Genomic DNA, 23,717 nt, shown 5'->3' with positions numbered 1-23,717 from the left:
ATGATTATCTGCACTAATTCAACGTATTAAGTTGCAATCAATGATGAGCCATTCTAAAACTAGGGTTCACATAACCGCTAAGGATTGAGTATGAAGATCACCAAAATGGCTTGTGCCTTGAGCCTCGCGTTGTCATCAGGTGTGATGGCAAATGACCTTTCCCCATTGCAACTAGAAGATGTATTTAATCTCGAATATGCTAACCAGATAGACATTAGCAACGACGGCAAACAGGTTTATTTTGTGCGCAACCGCATGGATATCAAAACCGATCGCAAGTTCAGCAATATTTGGCAAGTCAACACTGATGATAAGCAGCTTATGCCTGTAACCAGTGGTGTGCATCAAGACTTTGCACCAGTACTTTCTCCCAGTGGTGATCGTCTCGCTTTTATCTCAACACGTGATGGCAGTGCGCAGCTTTACGTAAAGTGGTTAAGCACAGGTGCGCTCAGCAAAATTAGTAACCTCACACAAAGCCCGTCAAAACCAACGTGGACGCCGGATGGAAAATCCCTCGTATTTAGCATGTTTGTGCCTGCGAAAGCGAAAAATCCAGTGAACCTTCCGGGCAAGCCCGAAGGCGCCAAATGGGCAGACCCAGCAGTGTTCATCGATGATGTTTACTATCGCGCCGACGGTGCAGGGTACACCAAAGCAGGCTTTAACCAGTTATTCAGTATTTCAGCCCAAGGCGGCAATGCAACCCAGCTAAGCCATGGTGATTTCGACCATGGTGGTAAATTAAGCTTTAGTGGCGACGGTAATACGCTTTATTTCTCTGCTAATCGTCATGCAGACGCAGAGTTAAAACCGATAAACTCAGAAATTTATGCCCTTGATTTACAGACCAAAGAAATCACTGAAGTAACTGACAGAAACGGTCCTGATAACCAACCTCAAGTATCACCTAATGGCCGCTATCTCGCGTACACAGGGTATGATGACAAACTCACTAACTACGAAAACACCCAATTGTATATTCGCGATTTAAAATCGGGTGAGACGCAAAGCTTAACGCCTGACTTTGACCGTTCTGTTGGCGATATTCAATGGTCAGGTGACAGCAAAGGTATCTATTTTAGTTACGACAGCGAAGGGCAAACAACTCTTGCCTATCAACCTCTGCGTGGCAAACACACTGTGATCACTGAAAAAGTGGGCAGTGTTGCCTTTGGTCGCCCCTATTCGGGCGGTGATTTTGATGTAAGTAATAAAGGTGATATCGCCTTTACCCTTGCCGATACTCAGCGCCCCTCCGATGTTGCGCTAACCAAACGCGGCGAAGCACGCCGCCTAACTCAGCTTAACGAAGATGCGCTTGGCAACAAAGAACTGGGTAAAGTTGAAGAGTTATGGGTTAAATCCAAGCATGATGGCTTAGATATTCAGGGGTGGGTGGTGTATCCGCCAGGCTTTGATGCCAGCAAAAAATACCCGCTCATTTTAGAAATTCACGGTGGCCCAGTTGCCAACTATGGCCCACACTTTAGCGCCGAGGCGCAACTTTTTGCCGCCAAAGGAAACGTGGTTTTGTACATGAATCCACGAGGTAGCGACTCTTACGGTAAGGAATTTGCGCAAACAATACACCATAACTATCCAAGTAACGATTATGATGACTTGATGACGGGGGTTGATACACTCCTTGAGAAAGGCTTTATCGACCAAGATAAATTGTTTGTTACTGGCGGCTCGGGTGGTGGTGTGCTTACTTCTTGGATTGTCGGCCACACCGACAGATTTGCGGCGGCTGTGGTTGCCAAGCCAGTGATTAACTGGTTTAGCTTTGTACTTACCGCGGACTTTTATCCATTCTTCACCGATTACTGGTTCCCTGGAAAGCCATGGGATCATATGCAGCACTATATGGAGCGCTCACCGATTAGCTACGTGGGTAATGTAAAAACGCCGACCATGCTACTGACAGGGGAAGCGGATTACCGCACACCAATTTCAGAGACTGAGCAGTTCTATCAAGCACTCAAATTGCAAGGCGTTGATACCGCAATGGTGCGCATCCCTGATGCCTCGCACGGTATCACCAAGCGCCCTTCTAACTTAATGGCAAAAGTAGCGTACATTCTCTGGTGGTTTGAAAAGCACACAGAAAAAACCGCCGAATAACCTAAAATTCAACGAATAAAAAGCGTGGTCACTTTAAGTGAGCCACGCTTTTTTTGTGCTTCTACGGCGAGTTTAAGTTAGTAAAAATATGATCTGAACGTCTTCACCGTAGCGCTTAGAATTAGGCAATAACCAGCTCAACGTCGATGTTGCCGCGCGTTGCATTTGAATAAGGGCACACTTGGTGTGCTGTATCAACTAGTGCTCGTGCCTGCTCTTTGTCCATATCACCTAAATTAATCGTCAGTTTTGCATCAATCGAAAAGCCTGCCCCCTTAGGACCAATCGATACTTCACCTGTGATCGACACATCACGAGGCAATTTAATTTTTTGGTCACCGGCCACTTTTTTCAGTGCGCCAATAAAACATGCGGCATAGCCCGCCGCGAATAACTGTTCTGGGTTGGTGCCCTGCCCATCGTCGCCACCTAAACCTTTAGGCACAGATAAACCAACCTCTAGACGACCATCGTCAGATTTTGCCGAACCGTCACGGCCACCAGTTGCAGTTGCTTTCGCTGTGTAAAGTACGCTATCTAAAGCCATTATATTTCTCCAATCTTTGTCTCAAACTCAAACTTATTTTGCATGCAAAATAAATAATAGAGATGCTTAAGTTGAAGATCAAGTCTTTTGCATGCAAAATAATAAAACAGGAGACACTATGACCGACGAAATTCTTAAACTAGACAACCAGCTCTGCCATCGATTTTATACGGTTGCGAATGCATTCGCGCGTGCTTACCGGCCGCTTTTAAGTGAGCTGGATATCACTTACCCCCAATATGTGGTGATGATGGCGCTGTGGGAAGAAGATGACATAACCATCCATCAGTTATTACAAAAGACGCGGATTGATGGCGGTGCTATGAGCTTGATCCTTAAAAAGCTCACTACCAAGAATTTACTTAATGTTGTCAGCGATGAGCACGACAAACGTGTAAAACGTGTGCTCCTTACCCAACAAGGAAAAGCAGCCAAAGACAAAGCGCTCGCAATCCCCAAACAAATGCGCTGCAACTTCGATAACATCTCTAACGAAGAAGCAATTGAGCTCATGCGTTTAGTGGATAAGGTCAGTAACGGCCTCAGCCAAGCATTGTGTGAAGTGAGCAAAGATGGGTAATGCACGTGAAAAAGTACTCATAAGTGCGTGCCTGTTGGGTAACAAGGTGCGCTACAACGCCAGTTGCCTAGCACTGTCCCAAGAAGATTTTGACTGGTTAAATACACATGTTCAATTGATTGTGCTTTGCCCTGAGGTCTCTGCTGGATTGCTCACACCCAGAGCGCCAGCGGAAATACAACAAGGGCAAGGCATTGACGTGCTACAAGGGAATGCCTCTGTTGTAGGCGATGATGGCGTTGATGTTACTGCGGAGTTTGTAAAGGGGGCTTACAATGCCCAAAGCGTTTGCAAGCAACATGGCATTCGCTACGCGATTCTCGCCGAAGGCAGCCCGTCGTGTGGCAGCACCCAGATTTACGATGGCAGTTTTAGCGGCAAGAAAATAGCAGGTTCAGGTGTCACTGCTGCATTGCTGGAGCAACAAGGCATCAAGGTGTTTAGCCAACATAACATCGACAAACTAGCTGCAGAGCTTGAGCGCCAGCGCGCTCAAGAGCAATAACACTGATATAAGTTATGTGATGTGAACACCGCTGCATAGCGGTGCCTGAACAGTGATTACCTACCAGCTGGGCGTCTATTTCTCGACTGATTGCTTCTTCTGCCCTGCCCTTGCTTCTGCTCGTTCCCTGCGCCACCTTGATTGCGAGGGTTTTTTGAGTTCGCAGGGCGACGACGTGCTTTGTTGGCATGATGCGAATGACCACGTTTGTCTGTCTGTTCTTTGTTTTTCGAAGGTGTATTTTGCCCGTCAGTTTTTGTTGCTTGAGCGTGACCTTCGTCGTTCACCTTTGGCTTTTTAGGCTTCTTCGGTTTCTTTGCCTTCAATGGCTTTAGGGTGCTTTGTGGCAATTCATTACTTGGCTCATATCCGGCGATAATTTTACGTGGCAACAATTCTTGGATTAGGTTTTCTATGCCATTTAAATCTTTCGCATCATCAGCAATCGCAAAAGAAATCGCCAAACCGGATGCTCCCGCACGACCCGTTCGACCGATACGGTGTACATAATCTTCTGCAATGTTAGGCAAATCGTAGTTAATCACGCAAGGAAGTTGGTCGATATCGATACCGCGAGCGGCAATATCTGTCGCAACTAGCGCTTGGATGCTGCCATCTTTAAATCCAGCTAGCGCTTTGGTGCGACTGCCTTGGCTCTTATTGCCATGAATTGCCGTCGAGGTAATGCCGCGGCTTTCTAAATTACGGGCAATACGGTTAGCCCCATGCTTAGTGCGGCTAAATACTAGCACTTGCGGCCAATTATGCTCTTTAATTAAATGACTCAACAAAGCTGTTTTGCGAGATTTATCAACTGGATAAACCCACTGTTCAACGGTTTTAGCTGTCGTGTTCGGCGGCACCACTGAAATCTCAAGCGGATCAGTAACGATTGTTTTGGCTAACTCACGGATCTCTTCAGAGAAAGTCGCAGAGTAAAGTAAGTTCTGACGCTTCGCGGGTAATAACTTGATGATTCGGCGAATGTCATGAATAAAGCCCATATCCAGCATACGATCGGCTTCATCCAACACCAGCATTTCAAGTTGGTTGAGCTTGATAGCATTTTGCTGATACAGGTCCATCAATCGACCCGGAGTAGCAACGAGAATATCTGCACCGCGGCGTAACTGCATCATCTGCGGGTTAATTTTTACACCACCGAAGACCACTGAATAACTCAGCGCTAATTGCTTCCCATAGGTTTCAACACTCTCCCCCACTTGCGCAGCAAGCTCTCGAGTCGGTGTTAATACAAGAGCGCGAATAGTATTATTTTGCGCGCGCTGACCTTTGCTTAACAATTCAAGCATAGGCAAAGTAAAACCCGCGGTTTTGCCTGTGCCGGTTTGCGCTGCCGCCATCACATCTCGGCCCGATAACACCGCTGGAATACCCTGCGCTTGAATGGGCGATGGGTGTTTATAGCCCTGTTGTTCAACAGCTTGTAAAAGCTTCGGTTGCAGGCCTAAATCGCTAAACTGGATGTTGCTTTGGGATTCAATTGAGTTGGTTGTTGGCGCTGATTGCTGGTCGGTCATAGATGCTCGATATGCGTGGCAAAATAAGGCTGCGCGTTATTTCACCAGAAATGTTTAAGGACGCGCAGACTAAAGGACTCTTGCCCTAATTGCAAAGACAATCCGCACTTTTCGTGCTCGGTACGCTCTACAATTACCTTGTCATTTATAAATGCGCTTTATGTATTACTGCTTCACCACTATTCACGCACCGACATGAGTGCATTGGATAGGTGATGTGTAAATGCAATTATAACCGAAATAGCGTCTGCAATGACCAAATAATGCAATCTGTGAATTGGCCTGTTTATCCTTGTAGATTACTTTATGTGCAATCAAAGCGATGTGTGCTGCAAAGCACCACTCATTTGGATAGGTATATCCATGAAGCTAGATTACATCGCGCATCCATGTGCTTCACTGCGAAGAATTGAGAGTCCCAGAATTCATTACTCGCACCATCGCTTTTAATGATCAACCTACATTCAGCTCATTTCCTTGGTGTGGGCATCACAGAGAGTTAATGTTTTAATCAGTGTCTCGACAGTCACTTTATGCCAACAACCTAGCCGTATTGGACGACAAAAATAAAAGGCCATCTAATGAAACGACAAACCTCTGCTCTCGCTGCGGTTCTGCTGCTTAACCTGACTCCTGCCCATGCCGAGTATGATGTCTTTAAGCCCCAACGAGCCATGATCCACCTTGGTGTGCAAGCGGTGCTCACTTGCAACGGCTTGTTTACGTCAAACCGCACCATTGAGCAAGTTAATGCACAAGAACTCACCTATATCCCCGGCAAATTTGGCGTAGCGCCGTCGAAATTAGTACACATAGATAATGACGTTCGCGGGGTGGCTGTGAGCAATGAGTCTGGCGTGACTATTCGCGCAATTTATCGTGATGGCATTGGGTGTGTGGTGCTGCGCCCAGACCAAGACTTTAATGTTGCCGATACCCTGCCGAGTATCAAATTAGCACCAGCTCCGAAAAATTACGCTACAACTCCTTGGCCTATGGGGGATGCGACGACTGACTATCAATTTACATCTGCAACACAACAGCAAGCCATAAACGCAGTTGCTGAGTGAGCGTTCAATACGCCAACGGATGAGCAAGATACCTTAAGCCTTGTTATCGTTCATCGCGGTAATATTATGCTGGAGCGCTACGCTGAGGGCGTCAATCGTGACACCAAAACACGTACTTGGAGCACAGCTAAAAGTGTCTTTGCGACTCTCGCTGGTATCAAAGTCGACCGTAAAGAAATGGCAGTGAACGACTCGTTGAATCTAACTTGTCGCCACAGTTAGCCAACCCAGAGGACGACCCGCGTAACAAAATCACCTTGGGAGATGCCCTGCAGATGTCTTCCGGGCTCTACCCTGTAGATAGCTTTAATATGGAATACGCCAATGGTTCAGGCCTTGCGTATTGGGCGGGTGAGAGTTCCGCAAAGGGCGCGGTGAATCGTGGGCTTGTGCGTGAGCCCGGCACATTTTGGGACTATGAAAACTACGACACATTGTTGGCGACCATGTCGTTCAAAAACACCTTTGATGATGAGCAGGAGTATCATCAATTCCCGTCACGCGCTCTATTCAATAAGTTAGGGATGTACAACACACTTGTGAGCACAGACCAATATGGCGACTTCATTTTTAGCAGCCAAATGTACACCACGGCGCGAGACTTAGCACGATTCGGAATGTTGTACGCCAATGGCGGAAAGTGGTTTGGTGAGCAAATCATCTCGCCAAAGTGGATTGCCTATTCAACCACCCCTGCGCCAGCATCCGCTTCGCGAGACTTTGATTACGGTGCACAGTGGTGGCTACGCAAGGCAGATAAGAACAATGGCCCAGCAAAAGCCTTTACCACGCGTGGTAACCGCGGCCAATTTGTGGTGGTGATCCCAGAAAAAGAACTGGTGATTGTTCGCCGTGGCCTCGACTATGGCAAGCAAGGGTTCAACCCTTGGGAACTCTCCGATAAGGTGCTTGAAGCATTAGAGAAATAAGTGGTAATTTTGCCCCTTTGGTGGATTCTGAAGGGGCCTGAATGAATACTTTTTCGCCTCCTCAATGTAAGCAATCGATTTATTTTAACTACAGGTAACGTACACCACTTCCTTATTTCAACAACCGACCCAAGCCAAACAATGACGCTATGTAACTGTCGAACGACAGCCTGTATTGCTCAATAAAACGTTATCTCTTACGCGAGACTAGGAGACAATGTACTCGCTGCTGTACTTTGTGACTGAACAACACGATTCCTACCCGCTCGTTTAGCTTCATACAAGGCGTCATCAGCCCTTTTTAATACTTCTTCCCAGTGACAGTCGCATTCGCCTGATATAGAAATGCCTAAACTGATGGTGACATTGAGGTCTGTTCCGTTAAATGCATACTTAATGGACTCCACCTCTTCGCGAATTTTTTCAGCCAATACGCTTATCCCCTCTAAGGGTGTTCCCACAGTCGTTACGATGAACTCTTCCCCACCCATGCGAAATAATTTATCAACCTTTCTAAGGCGCCTATTAATAGCTTGAGTTGTACTTTTTATTACGCTATCTCCAGCGTCATGTCCAAACGTGTCATTAATTTTCTTGAAAAAGTCGATATCAATAGCAATCACACCGAAGACGCTATTTATGCGCTTACTCTCCTCGAAGGATTGTTCTGAGCTAGTTTGCATTGCCCTTCTATTGAGGCAGCCTGTTAATTGATCCGTAAGAGACAACCTTCTAATTTCTAAAACCTGCTCTCGCACCACAACTAAAACACACGCGAGTGTGGCTACAGAGATATACAACAAGTCCGCCAGCCAACCAATCGCTTGAATTGGATGGTTAAAATCTTGAAGCACTTCAGAACTGCTAACAGAGACTGCCATCAACGCTCTCACAGCCATTTGTGTAACGAAGAAAACTTCTATCATAAAGAGAGGCGCATAGGACCACTGTTTTGTCGAAGACATCACACGACCCAGAACATACAGAGCGTACATTTTGATAATTAGGATGAGTGTAAAAAACAGGATGATTCTATTTTCAAAAGAGCCACTGAATACCGGGAACTGATGAGCAAGAGAAACAATGATCGCGGCGAGAGCCATTTCCGTTGTAAACAGGCGGAGATTTAAATGCCTTAATAATCCTCTCAAAATCGCGCAATGAGCAAGAAAGTAACAAGTATTTGATAAGCCGAGAAAAAATGAATTTAAATTTTCTCCATGCTCTACAAAATTGGAATGCAGTAATCCCGTACTTATATATCCAAGGGTGTTAAAAAAACCCGCGCCAGCCCAATCGAAAAAGCACAGCTCCTCTTTATTTGCCTTGTACATTGCGAACATAGTCACAGCCATAATGGCACTTAGTATCGTGGCTGCAATTTTTATAGTGAAAGAATCTAACTCCATATGTCGCTCCCAGCCAATAATCATACAAATTAAAGCACACTTAACTCATTTTACGAATTAACATGATTAGTTAGTATTAGATTCCAGCAACCGGATAATAGACACCGCTCACGTTAAAACTAATAAACTTATTTCCGTCAAAACGAGCTTTTTCAAACTTAACCTTCAGGTAACTCCAACCACCAAACCAAAAAGACAAAACACAAGAATAATTTATTTCAAAATAAAGTAAGGGAAAAGATAAAAGAACCAATCAAAAACCACCCCAAATAAAAAATTGTTCAACTGCACTACAAATCACATCACACCAACATGATAAATATAAACTTTTATAATAAAGATCAGCAGATAAAAATACACAAGGTAATGTCACTAGCAAACCATGGCAAAGCAACAAAGCAATAAATTAAGAAATAAATTATTCTTGATCTTTATTTTTTCTGTACTAAGTTAACATTGCCAACATGTTTTTTCACATGTTGAGATAGAGTCACTCGATAATACAAATAAGAGCAATAACCCAAACTTCTAACGTTTGGTATTAACGGGTCACATTACAATAAAAACGATTTTAAAGGTGCAACATGAGAGCTCTTCGCTTATCAAAAATGACCATCGCTATTCATTCAGCCATATGCTTGTCAGCGTGTATGTCTATGCCAACCTTTTCTCAGGAGGTAGAAAAGGAATTAACCACGAAACAGACTTCGGAAAAACAAATTAACGAAGGCGAAATGGAAGTAATTGAAATTACTGGCATTCGCTCTTCACTGCGCGATAACTTAAATAACAAGCGCTACTCCAATGCAATTGTTGACTCCATTAATACCGAAGACATTGCGAAGAACCCCGATAAAAATATGGCAGAGGCACTACAACGTGTCGCTGGGGTTCAAATTGAACGTCAGTTTGGCGAAGGCTCTAGAATCTCTATCAGGGGGACGTCTCCAGAACTGACAAACACATTAGTGAATGGCCAGTCAGCCAAATCTGCATCCTATTTGCCAGGACAAGCTGAAAGTAACGCTTTTGATTTTTCTAACATTCCAGCGGAGCGCGTTTCAAAAATTGAAGTGCATAAGTCAGCACGGGCAGACCTCGATGCAGGTGGTATAGGTGGAACGGTCATCTTGCATACTAAAAAACCATTGGAGCAAGAGGACGGCTACGGCTATTTTAATGTTGAGTCCGAATACAATGACTCATCAGAAAAATACTCTCCACAAATATCAACAGCTTATAACTTCGTGTCTGACAGCAAAAAGTTTGGCGCGTCGATCAGTGTTAGTAGACAACAACGCAATGCGTTTCGTACGGGGTTTGAGTCTGATGGTATTGCCGGTAATGAAGGTGCGATAAGCACAGGCTTTGCACAAACTGATGCAATCAACTGCCCGACAGAGGCATGTGCAAGCAGCGATATAAATCTGCGCCACATGAACAACCATGCATTAATCATTACTCGGCATATGGCATTAAATGGTTATACGTATGGCGATTTAGAAGCTGTTGCCAATAATGGCCCTTATTGGCCTACAGAAAACCCCCTTGATTCAGGAGTATGGAACAACAGCACGCAAAATTGGGGGCAACTTGATGAAGTTATCGATCCTACCTACCTCGATCCTGTTTGGGGTCTTTTTTGGGGAAGTCGTAGAAGCGCGGGCTTAGGCCAAACACCAGGTAGAACTTTAGGAAATATGGTTTACGCGCCTGCTTTTTCTACAGATGAGAGCCGCCTAGACACCACGATTAATTTACAGTGGGCCCCCACCGATACGTTAAGCATTAACCTAGAGGTTAACCAGAATAAATCTGACCGAGATAACAAAAACGATAATCTCTATGCGCAACCTCACCGAATCGTGCAGCTCTTGTACAGTAATGAAGTTCCGGGTATTGACCCTCGACTAGTAATGGATGCCGAGCGCGATATCGTTTTATCTGCAACCTACCCTGTAGACGGCACGAATCTAGTTCGCGGGGCTGGTATGGTGTGGGATGGAAACAATTATTACGCCGGTGATATACGCTGGGGTGAGATGCTCCGCAGAGACTCCAATGATAGAAGCGGCACCGAAACAGAGCAAAATAGATATCACCTCACCATAGATTATGAGCTAGATGATTTCGAGATTAAACTTCAAGCAGGTCATACAGAAGCAGATAGCACGGTATTGGATCGTGCAACCACCCTTGCGAGTCGCTATGGGGATTATGAAACCCCATACTCAGGTGATCAAGCTTCACTTAAAATCCCAACCTATGAAGGTGTGAACTTAGGCTATGGCTACAACCCAGACACAGGAAAAGTATACTGGGGGCTCGAAGCCGACCCTTCACTTACAGGACAGGCTCTAATAGATGCACAACAGCGCGCTAAAAACTTCTTATTAGCACCGACTAATGAGTTTTATCTCCTTACAGGAGGCTTGAGAAATACGGCTCGTTATCGTGATAACACGGAGGATTTCTTACAAGGGGATTTTACTTGGTCATTTGAAAATGATTTTTACATCGACAGCGTCAAGTTTGGTGCTAAATACCGAAACATAGAGCGAACACAGCGCTACTTTACTGAAGATGCCCGCTTCCATGGTTACGCTAATGAATCCAGTGATTTTCCATTAATTCTTGCCGAGCAAATTGTCGGCGGCACCGTGTCTGGTTTGGACTCCGCAGGCCACGATATTCCTAATGAATATTTCGATATAGACCAACAGAAGCGTAATGCGTTATTAAATGATCACTTTTTATTACTCAATTCAGAAGGCACGCCTAACGAAGGAGCGTGTGCTGAAGCTATCGCTAACTCTGCAAATTCAGAAACCTATTACGGTTGTCGCTCAGGGTTAACGGAATCAGCGGGATCAGCGTACGAAGTGAGTGAAGAATTACTTGCTTACTATGCAATGGCTAATTTCAGTGGTGAAATATTCCGTGGTAACGTGGGTATTCGCGTTGTAGATACGCAGCGGGAATCAATTGGTAACGAAGTGGCCAAAGATGAAAATGGCCAATTGCTATCTTATCCACTTGATCCTAGTGACCCTAGCTATATTGCCGAGCTCGCAGGCTTCAACCAATACACTCCCTTAGTACAAGAAAGTAGCACGAAGGATTACCTGCCTAGCTTCAATATTGCGGTTGATTTGGCTGATGATATCGTTCTCAGAGCGGCCGCATCTAAAAATATCTCGCATCCTAGCTTAACTCAGCTAAGAAGTAACTTTAGCTTGGTTACACAGCGATACAGACTATACACCGATGGTAGACAGCAAGACCTAACCCCCAACGGCGAAGCTGAGCGCCTTCCCATGGACTCACAACGAAGAGGTTCCGTAGGTAACCCTAATTTAGGCTCATACAGCTCTGTGAATACTGAACTAGGGGCGGAGTGGTATTTTGCAGAGTCTTCAATATTCGCCATCACCGCGTTCCAAAAAGACATCAAAGACATGGTGCGCTCTACCTCGCAAGTTCAAGATCTATCTTACCTTGGCGCCGAAGGCAAAACCGATGATAATGGCTATTCCATTAACGGAGACTATGTCGTCAGTTCATACTTCAACACGGGTGAACAAAAAGTAAAAGGTCTTGAGTTTCAACTGCAACACGACTTCGGAAACGGCTTTGGTGGCTTAGTCAACTACACCTACACCGATGTACCCGATCAGAAATTTACTACCTCTACTTTTTCTTATGAAATCGCTGATATGTCTGACACGGAAACGCACTTAAGTGATCCATCTCAGCGCGAATACTTTGAAGTAACAGGATTCAACACCAAAACAGTAGGCCAAACAGAGCCTATGTTTGGGCAATCCAAAGACACACTGAATGCGTCTCTGTATTATGAGAATGATACCTTCTCTGCGCGTCTTTCTTATAATTATAGAAGTGAGTTTGCCAACGCAAGTTACACTGATGGTATCCGCTATACAGGGGCTCGCCAACAAGTCGACTTCAAAGCGACCTATCAAATCTTAGATAATCTAGTTGCAAGTTTTGCAGTGACCAATCTAACCAATGAAAACGTTGTTCACTACATGAAAACGTCGCAGATCGTCAATGATCCAGTCATTAATAAAATGAAGTGGGTTGATGAAATCGGCGAAGATGGCGTAGCAACGGGTAATAGAATCGTCGCAACGGATGAGAATGGTAACGAAATCGTTGAATCTTCAATTACTGGAGAAGAGGCCTTCGAGATTCTGTCACAGGCAAGTGGTATTCCTGTTGATGAGCTAAAGCCATACTACGAAAACCACCTAGACAAGATATATGTAAACGAATGGACGAACGGCCGCCGTTATTATCTCGGCTTAAACTGGACGTTCTAACTGCGTTTATCGCCTGGATAGACTATCCCTGAGGCTGCTGCAAAAACACACTGCAATAGCCAATACCCTTAATGAGTGGGTATGTAAGTACCCACTCATTAGCTTCACCACACCAATCAAAAAAGAGTGATTCTCGAATAGCTCGAACGTCAATTCACAGAGTTGCACAGAATCGGCAATGCCCACACAATGTTTATTTGATAACTACGATTGACATTAAAGTTAGCTTTAAGGTTAAAGTTGCCGTCACAGCAACATAGTCGCGGAGAATCATATGCAAACAATACTCGGAGCAAGCGGGCAAATTGGTACTGAATTGGCGAAAGCCCTATACCAAGAGCACACCCAAGCAATACGCCTTGTTAGCCGTAATCCAAGTAAAATAAACCCCACAGACGAGCTTGTCAGCGCTGATTTGTTAGATGCTCAGCAAACGTTGGATGCGGTAGCGGGCTCACGCGTTGTTTATTTTACTGCGGGACTACCCATAGATTCGACGCTTTGGTTGCAACAGTGGCCGATTATGATGGCTAACGTGATCAAGGCGTGTGCCGCTCACAATGCAAAGTTAGTGTATTTCGATAACACCTACATGTACGCACAAAACAATGTGCCGCAATCTGAAGATGCACCTTTCGAACCATATGGAGCGAAAGGCCGCGCACGCGCGCAAATCACCACCATGCTATTGAATGCAATGCAAAAAGGGGTCGTTGAAGCCATGATCTGCCGAGCACCCGAATTCTACGGGCCGGGAAAAACGCAAAGTATTACCAATGCCACTATGCTGGACAAACTGCGCGTCAAGCAAAAGGCCATGGTGTTTTTACGTGACGATACGCTGCGCACCTTGATTTACACACCTGATGCGAGCCGCGCAATGGCGCTGTTGGGAAATACCGAGGATGCATACAATCAAACATGGCACCTGCCCTGCGACGATAATCGCAAGACCTACAAAGAAATCATTGCTATAGCAGAGCAAGTGCTTGCTCATCCTTGTAACTATAAAGTACTGAAAAAATGGCAGCATTCATTGGTGAGTTTGTTTAATAAGCAAGTGCGAGAAACAAAAGAGCTGCTGCCGCGCTACACCACTGACAATATTTTCGTCTCAGACAAGTTCAAAGCGCGTTTTCCTGATTTTGAGGTAACCAGTTATGAACAAGGTATCCGCTCAACTCTGTTACAGAAGTAGCCATACGACATCTGAAACGTGTTGGCTAGTTGAGCGCCTTAACCAACGAACAACTCTGGATTATTTGACACTTGCTCGAACCAACTGCGCAGACTATCAATGGCTGCGCGTGTTTTCGCAGCAACTGTATCGCGATGGGGTGTTACTGCATACACGCTGTAATGAGGCAAGTGCCACTGTGGGCATAAACGTTTTAGCTTGCCGTTTGCTAGCAAATGACGTACTTCCGGCTCAGGTAGCGTGCCATAACCAATGCCATCAAGCGTAAGCTGGATCACCGCCTGCATGTTGTTAACGAGTAATCTTGGTGGGCATAACGAGTGAATCGCATCAGACTCTTGATGTTTGAGGTTATTAGCAATGCGAGTCGTATTTACATGGCCAATATGTGCAAACTCTTTTAGCACACAGGGTTCCTCTGTGGCCACCTTCGCTAATGGGTGTTCGCTACTCACACACGGAATAAGTTGCCAATCGGCAAGGTGGCGCGCGATTAAACTTGAGTCGTGTAAAGGGCCGATACAGATAGCCAAATCGACACCGCTGGCGATGATGTCGAAGGGCTCATCGGTCAGGGTAAGTTGTATAGCTATCTCGGGAAATTGCTCAGTTAGCTGTTTTAGCGGTTGACTCAACAAACCACCACCAAAACCAATCGGCGCGGCAATTTTTAACTGGCCGGAGGGTGTACTTTGCAAATGCTCGAGAGCTTGCTGTGCCTCTTCTGCTGTCGCCAATAGCTTTAGCGAAGATTGATAATAAATCTCCCCCGCCTCAGTTAGGGTTAACTTGCGTGTATTCCGATTGAACAGGCTTAAACCAATGTCTTGCTCAAGCTTAGTGATCTGCTGGCTTACCGCTGATGCAGTCATATCAAGTTGCGCAGCAGCTTGGCTCATATTGCCCATTTCCACCGTTTTCGCGAACACTTTAAGTGCACGAATAATCTTGTTGTTCATAATCTAAGGTGTTCCTGATACACACTATTAGCGTAGACAGTTTGCTGATAACTTCACACATCATAACATTAAATGATAATTAATATCATTTAATAATACATAAAAAATATATCGTCACTTTGCGCCAGCGTGTACTGCGCGCGACCTCTCTTTTTGGCCCATATTCGCTCAAAACTGGTTTAATGGTTATGTAAATGGGGTTTACAAAGACCCAGAATACGCATTTTTTGTTCATATAATTCAGTCCAATAACTCTAAATCACAGGCATTGTGCAAAACTCCACATTTACTTAGCTTGCTAACTAAATTAAAATACTTAGCATGCTAACTAGTGTGAGTACCCTGTATGTCTAAACTGCCATTTCATGAAACCTTAGATTTGAGCCTATGCGGCCACCTTGGACGCGTCCATCGTGTCTGCCGCGAAGCCGTGTCTGTGGCTGTAGCGCCACTGGGTTTTACCCAACCACGATGGACAGCCATGATGCACATCCACCATTTAGGCGAAGGCTGCACACAGCTAGAAGTTGCTAACAGCTTAGGCATTGAGATGCCGAGCCTAACGCGCACTTTAAAACAACTTGAAGAAAGTGGCATTGTTGTTCGCCGCGTTGATAGCCAAGACAAGCGTTGTCGTCGTATCTATTTTACTGAGCAAGGTTTAGCCGATTTAGCACGCCTGAAGCAGCGTATTAGCGAAATAAAAGAACTTCTGTATCACGGGCTGAGCGATGAACAGCTCAATATCCTCGCCCATGGCCTAGTTCAACTTGAAGAAAATGCCCTTAAATTAGCCCATAAGGAGTAATCATAGTGAGTCAACCACGTACACCCGATCAACAATTTGCCCGCTATGTGAAGGTCGCTATTGCGCTCTTTGTCTTGTTTTTTGGCTATTTTGTGGTCGCTGACTTATACATGCCAATGACGCCGCAGGCGCGGGTTTATCATCAAGTTACGCAAATAACACCACAAATCAGTGGGGATATTGTTAAGGTATCAGTGCGCAATAATGAGCAAGTGAAAAAAGGCCAGCTATTAATGCGTATCGATGCCCGCCCGTTCGAACTTGCAGTGCAAAAAGCAGAATTAAACCTTGCTCAAGTAAAACTGCAAAACCAGCAACTAGACGCTGAAATAGCTGCGCTAAAAGCCGATTTAATTGCCGCTGATGCACAACTCGATGAGCAACAAAGGCTGTATGCTCGTAGTAATGCCCTACTGGCATCAAAAGCTATTTCCGTGCAACAAAGTGATGAGATCAATGCCAACTTAGCGACCGCTCGCGCACAAGTAAGCGCGGTAGAAGCCAAGCTACAAGCTGCCAAAATTAAGCGAGGTGCGCATGGTGCAGACAATGTCGCTTTACAACAAGCAAAAAACGAGCTTGAAGCAGCACAGCTCAACCTCAGTTACACACAAGTGATCGCTCCCCACGACGGCGTGGTAAGTAATCTGCAAGTGACTGCAGGTACCTATGCCAAAGCAGGCACAGCCATGACAGGTTTGGTCGCAAACCGCCTAGATTTAGCCGCGGATTTCAGGGAAAAGTCACTTTATCATGTGCGTGTTGGCAAGGCCGCTTTAGTGAGTTTTGATGCGCTGCCCGGCAAAATATTTAATGCTCATGTAAGCGAATTTGCCGCAGGTTCTAGCGACGGTCAGCTCAATGCTAATGGTGCATTAGCACAAGTTGAAACATCGAATCGCTGGGTACGTGACGCACAGCGTCAACGCATACACTTACAACTTGATGGCACGGCCAAAGAAGCCTTTGCACACCTGCCCAGTGGCGCTCGTGCAACGGTGCAGATTGTGCCAGAAACCGGCATTCGCGCATTGTTAGCCAAAGGGCAAATAAAGCTAGTCAGCTTAATGCACTATGTGTACTAAGCTGTGGGAGGTGAGCATATGACTCTCAGTGCCAACGACGTACGCCAAATGCTGCGCATCGCCACAGGTGCCACCATTGGCTTTACACTCAGCAAGCTGTTTAATTGGCCCAATGGTATCTTTTTTACTGTCTATCCGATGCTATTGCTAGGGTTGGTGCCAATCATTAATCCCCACATCGCCCGCCAATTCATCGCCAGTGCGTTGTTTTGCGCTTTTGTGGTTTTGGTGATGCAAGGTTTATTCGGTTTTCACCCAGTACTGATGTCGCTGCTCGCTTTTGTTGTGTTTGCATTTTTGTTCTATCAAATGAGTAAAGGCGTAAACTTCCTATTTGGCGCACTGAGTGTCGTCGGTTTGTCTATCCAACTACATTTTGCCAGTTACAGCAGCACCGGTTTGGGCTTATATCCACTTATCGCCAGCAACATGTTAGCAGTGCTAGTGAGCTTGTGTAGTGCCTACTTGATGCATTACGTGTTTCCTGACGTTGCACCTAGAAACATGATGCAGCGCCCTGCAAAAGACAGTGCCAGTGTGCGTCATGAAGTCTTATTGTGCGCGAGCGTGACCACCGTGTCCTTCATCGTTTTTCAGATTTTGGATTTGCAAGATTCGGTGTCTGCTCAAGCTGCATCGATTTTAATTCTCTTCCCTTTGTGCTGGAAAGCCGCGGGTATGGCAGGCTGGCAACGTATCATAGGCACGTTAATTGGCTGTAATCTTGCGCTTGGCGCACAATTGCTGCTGTTTAACTACAGCCAAATATTAGTGTTTCCGGTCATTGTGTTATGGATATTAACTTTCATTTTCAGCCGCTATCATGTATTAGGTGGCGGTATGCCAGGGGTCGGATTTGGGGTCATTACAACATTTGGTATTTTGTTTGGACAATCTTTAGCACCTAATCAAGACCTAGTATACAGTGCGCTGTATCGCTTTAGCTCGGTGTTTGTGGCCATCGCAGTGAGCTTGTGTCTAGTTTACCTCATCCACCATTTGCTTAATCGCTACAGTGCAACAAGGCACCATACATTTGACTGATAAAGGCATGGCTCGCTTTTGTTCTGCAGCCTTTATCAGTAAGATTTGCATGTAGGTGATGACAAAGGAACGTACATGACATTACAAGGCACATTGTTGGCTAAGCGCAAAATGTTAAAACTCGCTTTAGCGGCAGCTTCAATTGTATTGCTAAGTGTGGCTTTAATAACGCAGAACACCAATCTAATCGCCCTTTTCTCTTTGCTGGCTGTACCACTTGTTATAACCAATTTATCTGCAAAACAGATATCACTGGGTAATCCATTCGAGCATTTGAAAGCCGAACAAGGGGTGCTTAGTGTTCAAGGCACACTTGTGCCCATCAATGAAATTCGTAAAGTGGTGGTAGACAGGGTAAAAGACCAAGGCATCTTCCAGTTGCCCTATAACAGCGGCGGTGACATCAGCCTGGTATTCGATCAAGAACATGTAGAAGAGCTCAAAGAGTACCTAACGCGCACTATTCCCGGCGTTGAAATTGTGACGTAACTTGTCGGAACCCCTACATTTTGGGCATTTTCCGCAACTCTTTGGTTCGTCCACGTTGTACTTTTTGGTCGACACGTTTGCGCTGAGAATTGCGCGTCGGCTTAGTTGCGTGGCGCTTCTTTTCAACTTTTGTCGCCGCCAAAATAAGTTCTTTAAGGCGCGCTAATGCGTCTTCGCGATTTAGCTCCTGAGTACGGTGACTTTGTGATTTAATGACGATAACGCCATCTTTAGTGATGCGACTATCTCGGTAAGCAAGTAGGCGCTCTTTATAAAAATCGGGCAATTTAGAACGTTTAATATCAAAGCGAAGATGAATCGCTGTTGCAACTTTATTGACGTTTTGACCACCCGCCCCCTGTGAGCGAATTGCAGATAATTCGACTTCCCACTCATCAATGGTTACGTTATTTGAGATCGCTAACATCATTGCCTCAGCGTTGCTTAAAACCGTAGTTTACCATTTTATAGCAAATTGACCCAAGCCTTCACAGCATATAAGGCATTGTATTTAGCGCGTAAAATCACCAATTCGTCGCGCCAATTCAACATATAAATCACTTTGTTCTACAGTTAGTTAGATTCAGCCAACACATAAAGAAGCAGGACTAACAATGAACAACAGCAATAAGTCTATCATCCCGAAAGAAGCCTTTGATTGGTACGACGAATATGCCCACGGCATGATGGACCGCCGCACGTTTATGAAAAAACTAGGCACCCTAGTGGCAGTAGGTTATTCAATGACGGTACTGACAAGCGCTCTGCTGCCTAACTATGCGCTGGCTGAGCAAGTATCATTTAACGACCCTGATATTATTGCCCGTTATCAAACCTTCGCTTCCCCAGCAGGTCATGGGGAAGGTAAAGGATATCTTGTTACGCCAGCGAGTATAGAAACCGATGCAGACACCAAGCTGCCCGTGGTACTAGTAGTGCATGAAAACCGTGGCTTAAACCCCTACGTCAAGGATGTAGCCCGGCGCTTGGCTAAAGCAGGGTTTATTGCTTTTGCGCCAGATGCCCTCCATCCGCTTGGCGGCTATCCAGGAAACGATGATGAAGGTCGAGCGATGCAGCGCTCATTGGACAGAGGAAAGATCCAAAATGATTTTGTGGCCGCAGCACAGTTTTTAAAAACGCACAAAAATAGTAACGGCAAATTAGGCGCGGTCGGGTTTTGTTTTGGTGGCTACATCGTCAATTATCTTGCCGCCGTAGACTCTGACTTACTCAATGCGGGCGTGCCTTTCTATGGCACTCCGGCCGAAGAGTCGCTGCGCCAGAACATTAAAGCCCCTCTTTTGGTGCAATTAGGTGAACTCGATGAGCGCGTAAATAGTACTTGGCCCGCCTACGAAAAAGACTTAAAGGCGTTGGGTGTGCAATATCAGATGCACATGTATAAAGGGGCCAAGCATGGCTTTCATAACGACTCCACAGCACGTTACGACAAAGAAAATGCCGAACTAGCTTGGCAGCGCACTATCGCATTCTTCACTCAAGAGTTAGCGAGTGCCTAGGGTCTGTTGATCTTTGAAGTATGAACTTTGTTCAAATCAAAGGCTTTCAATGCAAGGAATGGGTTATGCTGCACAGTGAGCTATGTTAATAGCCCATGACAGAGCAGTGTAAGCTTTTGGTTGAACTTTTTGGGCAGCCAGTATGAACCAGCTGCGCGTTAGAAAGGCTGGCATCAACCAAGGTGCCTCGTCATAATGTCCGCAAACTAAAGTAATTCGATTCTGTATATGACTTATCTTTTAGCCACTACCTTATTGTGGGCATTTTCTTTTAGTCTGATTGGGGTGTATTTAGCAGGCCAAGTCGACCCTTGGTTTTCTGCGCTCACGCGCATTGCACTCGCCACAGTGGTCTTCCTACCCTTTATGCGATTGCGCTCATTGTCACGAGAACTATTCATCAAACTGATGGCCATAGGCGGGATACAGTTAGGTTTGATGTATGGTTTTTACTACCATTCGTTTTTGTACCTCAGCGTACCCGAGGTATTGCTGTTTACGGTAATGACACCCCTGTACGTCACTTTATTAAACGATGCGCTAGACAAGCGCTTCAACCTCGGCTTTTTTAGCGCCGCCATGCTGGCCATTATCGGTGCGATTGCTATTCGCTATGACGGTGTAAATCAGGGTTTCTTGATTGGTTTTGCCATCGTGCAAGCAGCAAACATGTGTTTTGCCAGTGGGCAAGTGCTGTACAAGCGTTTGATGGCAAAACATCAAGGAGTCACCCAGCACCAAGTGTTTGGGTGCTTTTTCATAGGTGCCTTGGTGGTGTCGTTGCTTTGTTACGCCCTATTTAGTAACCACACGCAATTACCCAGCAACCCAACCCAATGGGGAGTACTTATTTATTTAGGTTTAATTGCCTCGGGTCTGGGTTATTTTGCGTGGAATAAAGGGGCAACACAGGTCAATGTGGGTACGCTTGCGGTCATGAATAACCTGCTCATTCCTGCTGGAATTCTCGTTAATGTACTTATCTGGAATCGTGATGCCGATATTGTGCGGCTGAGTATTGGTGGTGCCTTAATAATGGCGGCGTTGATCATCAACGAAAAGTACTTCAATAAACGCCACAGCGCATAATTTTGGCAAGGGGGTTTACACCCCCTTTGCTTTTTCTACAGCATACTTTTTAGAACATCATCCTTACGAATGAAGTGATGGTACAACGCAGCACACGCGTGCAAAGCTATCAGCGCTATCAAGCTCACAGCCAAGAATGAGTGAAACATTAAAAACACTGCATATAGCTTAATGTCGGCAGATAACGCACCCGCGATGTTAAACAAATCAAACACCGATACAGGCCGCGCTGCAAAATACTGCATTAAGAGCCCTGATATCGGCATTAGAATCATCAATGCATACAAAGCATAGTGTGAACCATGTGCGGCTTTACGCTGCCAATTCGGCATGTCCCCGAGCAGCGTGGGTTGTGGTAGCATGCAGCGATTTACAAACCGAAAAATTACCAACACTGTCGCCAATACGCCTGTGCTTTTATGCAAAGAAAGTAACGCTAGTTGCCACACTTCTAAGCTTTTAACCATCGCCAGTCCTGCACTGAGCATAGAAATAATCAATGCCGCCATCGCCCAGTGTAGCGCTCGCATGGACCAGTGGTATCGAGTCACTCGACTAGTCATCACGCCCCTCCTTCACTTGGCCTGTTAGCGATTCAATCGCGCGGCGACGATATGATTCAGCATAGGCTGCTGAACGCGCTCGCAAAATAGGATCTTTGGTTGCTTGTATACCTGATGGAAGCACCAGCGGGTCAAAATTGATGTCATCACACTGCCCCCCTGATTGCGCTTGCCATTGCTCAATTACAACTTGACCAGCAAGGATTTTCTGACGCGTGTTTGGCCAGCTCTTCGCTGGGTTGTTTTCATCATCTTCCGGTGCTGCAAGCGTAAATTCCCAATCAAACACCACAGGCGTGTTCGCTAGGCGTTGTTGTAACTCATTAAATAAGGCGTTCTCACCTGTGAATCGTTCCACTGATACAGGGGTTACATTCGCTGGCTTCATGGCCCAGCGCACCGCTTGGTGTTCTTTGTTTTCATTCACCAAATAAAATGCATTGATACTGTGATAGGTTTCATGAGCAAAGCTATTCGTAGGCACATAGCTGGATTTCCAAACGCGAAAGTCCTCACTTTCAGGGTGCGCTGCAAAAAACTCAGCGATAGACTTTGGTCCTGCTTTAATCGCCATAATTTGCTGATAAAAATTATGAGGGTTAGAAACGGCCATAACAGGCGGCGTATTCATTGCCACGCGCCACTGCTGTGTATTGTCGGCATTAAAGCTTAAGGCAAAACTGCGCACGGGGGCCTTTAAATCCGGCGCGTAAGGATTGTTACCAGCAATCGAGATTCGACCGACGAACGGCGTGATACCCGCCTCAAACACAGCGGCTGTACTGTAACTGTGTAAGTTACCATTAGAGATAAACTGGCCACTTACACACATCCCTTTTGCATGTGCACGGCGAAAACCTGGGTAGTCAGAGTCGCCCTGCTGTAGGTCAACAAACTGCTGTGCCGTCACTGTGGGTGCTTGCGCTAACACTGGGGCGCTAATCAGCAACAACAAAACACTAAGATAATGGGTCATTTTGAGCATCCATATTTTGTTTGATATTAAAGATGAGATAAGGAAATACGCTCAATAGACCTGTTAGTGCATTATTTTATTTCAGCTTATTCAAATAATTGTCTGACACGCGCCTGCAGTTGCGGGATAACATCTTGTTCAAACCAAGGATTGCGCTTAAACCAACGATTATTACGAGGGCTTGGGTGAGGCAAAATAAGTTGTTCAGGCCAGCTTGAACGCCAATCTTCAACAGCCTCAGTGACCGTTTTATAGCGCCTTTTGCTATGATAATTCATAGCGTATTGACCCAAAACCAGCGTTAGTTTTCGATTTTTTAACTGGGTCATAATATCAGCACGCCAAGTTTGCGCGCACAGTGGCAAAGGTGGCAGATCACCATTCTTACCTGTACCAGGGTAGCAAAATCCCATAGGCACAATGGCAAAGTTGTTAGGGTTATAGAATTCATTCTCAGAGACACCCAGCCATGAGCGCAGACGTACACCACTTGGGTCTGAAAACGCCTTACCCTGCTCATGGGCGCGAATACCCGGCGCCTGCCCAGCAATCAATATTGGGGCGCTACCGATTAACTGTAAAATAGGTTTTGGTGGCTGTGGTAATCGCTCTGTACACAAGGTGCAAGCGAGAATTTTATCAATCAGTTCCATAACCTTGAAACCTCCCTGACAACAACTTGTCTGTTTGAGTGCCCTACACCGAGTAAATTTAGAATGGGTATAGATCACTATTTTACTAACTTAATTAATGCTAACCCATTTAAGTGCACACATTACATAGCATGTTCGTTGCAATAACTTAATCATTACAACCAATTGAAATATAGAATTATTTTAACGATTCACACCATCAGTTTTAGTCATTCAAGTTAGTATAATAGCGATCTGCGATCGATGTAGATCAGAATTTTACTAACTTAGGCACGCAAT

At 45.4% G+C, this 23,717-nt stretch carries 22 protein-coding genes; 14 read left to right on the top strand and 8 right to left on the bottom strand.

Translation table 11 applies throughout. The features are described 5' to 3' along the window. Positions 1-105: 105 nt before the first annotated feature. Positions 106-2,127 carry a S9 family peptidase gene (locus ACH19P_RS18440; protein WP_462160207.1) on the top strand — a complete coding sequence of 674 codons (2,022 nt, stop codon included), beginning with the start codon at positions 106-108 and terminating at the stop codon, positions 2,125-2,127. Between the two features lie 121 nt (positions 2,128-2,248). On the opposite strand, the gene ACH19P_RS18435 is transcribed toward ACH19P_RS18440, so the two are convergent. Next, the gene (locus tag ACH19P_RS18435) at positions 2,249-2,674 is read right to left on the bottom strand and encodes an organic hydroperoxide resistance protein (protein ID WP_440589698.1); all 426 of its coding nucleotides are present in this window, start codon (positions 2,672-2,674) and stop codon (positions 2,249-2,251) included. 118 nt (positions 2,675-2,792) lie between these two features. Between ACH19P_RS18435 and ACH19P_RS18430 the strand changes: the two genes are divergently transcribed. Then, the gene (locus ACH19P_RS18430) at positions 2,793-3,254 is read left to right on the top strand and encodes a MarR family winged helix-turn-helix transcriptional regulator (RefSeq protein WP_462160080.1); all 462 of its coding nucleotides are present in this window, start codon (positions 2,793-2,795) and stop codon (positions 3,252-3,254) included. Further along, positions 3,247-3,759 (top strand): 2-thiouracil desulfurase family protein, encoded by a 513-nt coding sequence (locus ACH19P_RS18425; protein ID WP_462160079.1) that lies wholly within the window; start codon positions 3,247-3,249, stop codon positions 3,757-3,759. Before ACH19P_RS18430 ends, ACH19P_RS18425 begins: the two co-directional genes overlap by 8 nt. 56 nt (positions 3,760-3,815) lie before the next feature. Here the strand turns inward: ACH19P_RS18425 and ACH19P_RS18420 are convergent, their stop codons facing one another. After that, positions 3,816-5,246, bottom strand: a complete 1,431-nt coding sequence (locus ACH19P_RS18420; protein WP_462160206.1) for a DEAD/DEAH box helicase — start codon at positions 5,244-5,246, stop codon at positions 3,816-3,818. A gap of 635 nt (positions 5,247-5,881) precedes the next feature. On the opposite strand from ACH19P_RS18420, the gene ACH19P_RS18415 reads away from it, so the two are divergent. Genes ACH19P_RS18415 through ACH19P_RS18405 form a run of 3 tightly spaced genes read left to right on the top strand, consistent with a single transcriptional unit; the run spans position 5,882 to position 7,299 of the window. Further along, positions 5,882-6,370 (top strand): hypothetical protein, encoded by a 489-nt coding sequence (locus tag ACH19P_RS18415; protein ID WP_462160078.1) that lies wholly within the window; start codon positions 5,882-5,884, stop codon positions 6,368-6,370. Between the two features lie 45 nt (positions 6,371-6,415). Next, positions 6,416-6,592, top strand: a complete 177-nt coding sequence (locus ACH19P_RS18410; protein WP_462160205.1) for a hypothetical protein — start codon at positions 6,416-6,418, stop codon at positions 6,590-6,592. Next, positions 6,577-7,299: a serine hydrolase domain-containing protein gene (locus ACH19P_RS18405; RefSeq protein ID WP_462160076.1), complete on the top strand. Its 723-nt coding sequence runs from the start codon at positions 6,577-6,579 to the stop codon at positions 7,297-7,299. Before ACH19P_RS18410 ends, ACH19P_RS18405 begins: the two co-directional genes overlap by 16 nt. Before the next feature lie 197 nt (positions 7,300-7,496). Here ACH19P_RS18405 and ACH19P_RS18400 read toward each other — a convergent pair whose 3' ends face one another. Further along, positions 7,497-8,708: a GGDEF domain-containing protein gene (locus tag ACH19P_RS18400; RefSeq protein ID WP_462160074.1), complete on the bottom strand. Its 1,212-nt coding sequence runs from the start codon at positions 8,706-8,708 to the stop codon at positions 7,497-7,499. 584 nt (positions 8,709-9,292) lie between these two features. Here ACH19P_RS18400 and ACH19P_RS18395 point away from each other — a divergent pair. Both ACH19P_RS18395 and ACH19P_RS18390 read left to right on the top strand, forming a co-directional pair. Continuing rightward, positions 9,293-13,051, top strand: coding sequence for a TonB-dependent receptor domain-containing protein (locus ACH19P_RS18395; protein ID WP_462160073.1), 3,759 nt, complete (start codon positions 9,293-9,295; stop codon positions 13,049-13,051). Between the two features lie 274 nt (positions 13,052-13,325). Then, positions 13,326-14,249 (top strand): SDR family oxidoreductase, encoded by a 924-nt coding sequence (locus ACH19P_RS18390; RefSeq protein ID WP_462160072.1) that lies wholly within the window; start codon positions 13,326-13,328, stop codon positions 14,247-14,249. Positions 14,250-14,287: 38 nt separating this feature from the next. Here the strand turns inward: ACH19P_RS18390 and ACH19P_RS18385 are convergent, their stop codons facing one another. Beyond that, the gene (locus tag ACH19P_RS18385) at positions 14,288-15,208 is read right to left on the bottom strand and encodes a LysR family transcriptional regulator (protein ID WP_462160070.1); all 921 of its coding nucleotides are present in this window, start codon (positions 15,206-15,208) and stop codon (positions 14,288-14,290) included. Between the two features lie 346 nt (positions 15,209-15,554). Here ACH19P_RS18385 and ACH19P_RS18380 point away from each other — a divergent pair, with 346 nt between their 5' ends. The 4 genes from ACH19P_RS18380 (at position 15,555) to ACH19P_RS18365 (ending at position 18,634) form a co-directional block, all read left to right on the top strand. Next, complete coding sequence (locus tag ACH19P_RS18380) at positions 15,555-16,016, top strand: MarR family transcriptional regulator (protein ID WP_462160068.1); 462 nt, start codon at positions 15,555-15,557, stop codon at positions 16,014-16,016. 5 nt (positions 16,017-16,021) lie between these two features. Next, positions 16,022-17,101: an HlyD family secretion protein gene (locus ACH19P_RS18375; RefSeq protein WP_462160067.1), complete on the top strand. Its 1,080-nt coding sequence runs from the start codon at positions 16,022-16,024 to the stop codon at positions 17,099-17,101. Positions 17,102-17,119: 18 nt separating this feature from the next. Continuing rightward, entirely contained in the window at positions 17,120-18,145 is a 1,026-nt protein-coding gene (locus ACH19P_RS18370) for a DUF2955 domain-containing protein (protein WP_462160066.1), read from the top strand. 75 nt (positions 18,146-18,220) lie between these two features. Next, positions 18,221-18,634 carry a hypothetical protein gene (locus ACH19P_RS18365; protein ID WP_462160065.1) on the top strand — a complete coding sequence of 138 codons (414 nt, stop codon included), beginning with the start codon at positions 18,221-18,223 and terminating at the stop codon, positions 18,632-18,634. A gap of 13 nt (positions 18,635-18,647) precedes the next feature. On the opposite strand, the gene arfB is transcribed toward ACH19P_RS18365, so the two are convergent. After that, a complete protein-coding gene (gene arfB / locus ACH19P_RS18360) occupies positions 18,648-19,061 on the bottom strand; it encodes an alternative ribosome rescue aminoacyl-tRNA hydrolase ArfB (protein ID WP_462160204.1) in 414 nt (137 codons plus the stop codon). A gap of 187 nt (positions 19,062-19,248) precedes the next feature. Between arfB and ACH19P_RS18355 the strand changes: the two genes are divergently transcribed. Together ACH19P_RS18355 and ACH19P_RS18350 are read left to right on the top strand one after the other, a co-directional pair. Then, positions 19,249-20,157, top strand: coding sequence for a dienelactone hydrolase family protein (locus ACH19P_RS18355; protein ID WP_462160064.1), 909 nt, complete (start codon positions 19,249-19,251; stop codon positions 20,155-20,157). 228 nt (positions 20,158-20,385) lie between these two features. Next, positions 20,386-21,246: a carboxylate/amino acid/amine transporter gene (locus ACH19P_RS18350; protein ID WP_462160063.1), complete on the top strand. Its 861-nt coding sequence runs from the start codon at positions 20,386-20,388 to the stop codon at positions 21,244-21,246. A 35-nt stretch (positions 21,247-21,281) separates the two neighbouring features. Here the strand turns inward: ACH19P_RS18350 and ACH19P_RS18345 are convergent, their stop codons facing one another. The 3 genes from ACH19P_RS18345 to ACH19P_RS18335 all read right to left on the bottom strand — a co-directional run bounded on the left by ACH19P_RS18345 (position 21,282) and on the right by ACH19P_RS18335 (position 23,438). Beyond that, a complete protein-coding gene (locus ACH19P_RS18345) occupies positions 21,282-21,809 on the bottom strand; it encodes a cytochrome b (protein WP_462160203.1) in 528 nt (175 codons plus the stop codon). Next, a complete protein-coding gene (locus tag ACH19P_RS18340) occupies positions 21,802-22,794 on the bottom strand; it encodes a catalase family peroxidase (RefSeq protein WP_462160062.1) in 993 nt (330 codons plus the stop codon). The genes ACH19P_RS18345 and ACH19P_RS18340 overlap by 8 nt, the downstream gene beginning before the upstream one ends. Before the next feature lie 77 nt (positions 22,795-22,871). Beyond that, complete coding sequence (locus ACH19P_RS18335; protein ID WP_462160061.1) at positions 22,872-23,438, bottom strand: uracil-DNA glycosylase family protein; 567 nt, start codon at positions 23,436-23,438, stop codon at positions 22,872-22,874. Between the last annotated feature and the right edge of the window lie 279 nt (positions 23,439-23,717).

Source organism: Pseudoalteromonas sp. GB56 (assembly GCF_054923835.1).
Note: the sequence above shows the minus strand (reverse complement) of the source record. Positions and strands in the feature narration are given on the sequence as shown.

Excerpts from the sequence above, each read along its gene's own strand:
- ACH19P_RS18440 (WP_462160207.1), top strand. The coding sequence starts at position 106 with ATGGCTTGTGCCTTGAGCCTCGCGTTGTCATCAGGTGTGATGGCAAAT.
- ACH19P_RS18435 (WP_440589698.1), bottom strand. The coding sequence starts at position 2,674 with ATGGCTTTAGATAGCGTACTTTACACAGCGAAAGCAACTGCAACTGGT.
- ACH19P_RS18430 (WP_462160080.1), top strand. The coding sequence starts at position 2,793 with ATGACCGACGAAATTCTTAAACTAGACAACCAGCTCTGCCATCGATTT.
- ACH19P_RS18425 (WP_462160079.1), top strand. The coding sequence starts at position 3,247 with ATGGGTAATGCACGTGAAAAAGTACTCATAAGTGCGTGCCTGTTGGGT.
- ACH19P_RS18415 (WP_462160078.1), top strand. The coding sequence starts at position 5,882 with ATGAAACGACAAACCTCTGCTCTCGCTGCGGTTCTGCTGCTTAACCTG.
- ACH19P_RS18400 (WP_462160074.1), bottom strand. The coding sequence starts at position 8,708 with ATGGAGTTAGATTCTTTCACTATAAAAATTGCAGCCACGATACTAAGT.
- ACH19P_RS18395 (WP_462160073.1), top strand. The coding sequence starts at position 9,293 with ATGAGAGCTCTTCGCTTATCAAAAATGACCATCGCTATTCATTCAGCC.
- ACH19P_RS18390 (WP_462160072.1), top strand. The coding sequence starts at position 13,326 with ATGCAAACAATACTCGGAGCAAGCGGGCAAATTGGTACTGAATTGGCG.
- ACH19P_RS18385 (WP_462160070.1), bottom strand. The coding sequence starts at position 15,208 with ATGAACAACAAGATTATTCGTGCACTTAAAGTGTTCGCGAAAACGGTG.
- ACH19P_RS18380 (WP_462160068.1), top strand. The coding sequence starts at position 15,555 with ATGTCTAAACTGCCATTTCATGAAACCTTAGATTTGAGCCTATGCGGC.
- ACH19P_RS18370 (WP_462160066.1), top strand. The coding sequence starts at position 17,120 with ATGACTCTCAGTGCCAACGACGTACGCCAAATGCTGCGCATCGCCACA.
- ACH19P_RS18365 (WP_462160065.1), top strand. The coding sequence starts at position 18,221 with ATGACATTACAAGGCACATTGTTGGCTAAGCGCAAAATGTTAAAACTC.
- arfB (WP_462160204.1), bottom strand. The coding sequence starts at position 19,061 with ATGTTAGCGATCTCAAATAACGTAACCATTGATGAGTGGGAAGTCGAA.
- ACH19P_RS18355 (WP_462160064.1), top strand. The coding sequence starts at position 19,249 with ATGAACAACAGCAATAAGTCTATCATCCCGAAAGAAGCCTTTGATTGG.
- ACH19P_RS18350 (WP_462160063.1), top strand. The coding sequence starts at position 20,386 with ATGACTTATCTTTTAGCCACTACCTTATTGTGGGCATTTTCTTTTAGT.
- ACH19P_RS18345 (WP_462160203.1), bottom strand. The coding sequence starts at position 21,809 with ATGACTAGTCGAGTGACTCGATACCACTGGTCCATGCGAGCGCTACAC.
- ACH19P_RS18340 (WP_462160062.1), bottom strand. The coding sequence starts at position 22,794 with ATGCTCAAAATGACCCATTATCTTAGTGTTTTGTTGTTGCTGATTAGC.
- ACH19P_RS18335 (WP_462160061.1), bottom strand. The coding sequence starts at position 23,438 with ATGGAACTGATTGATAAAATTCTCGCTTGCACCTTGTGTACAGAGCGA.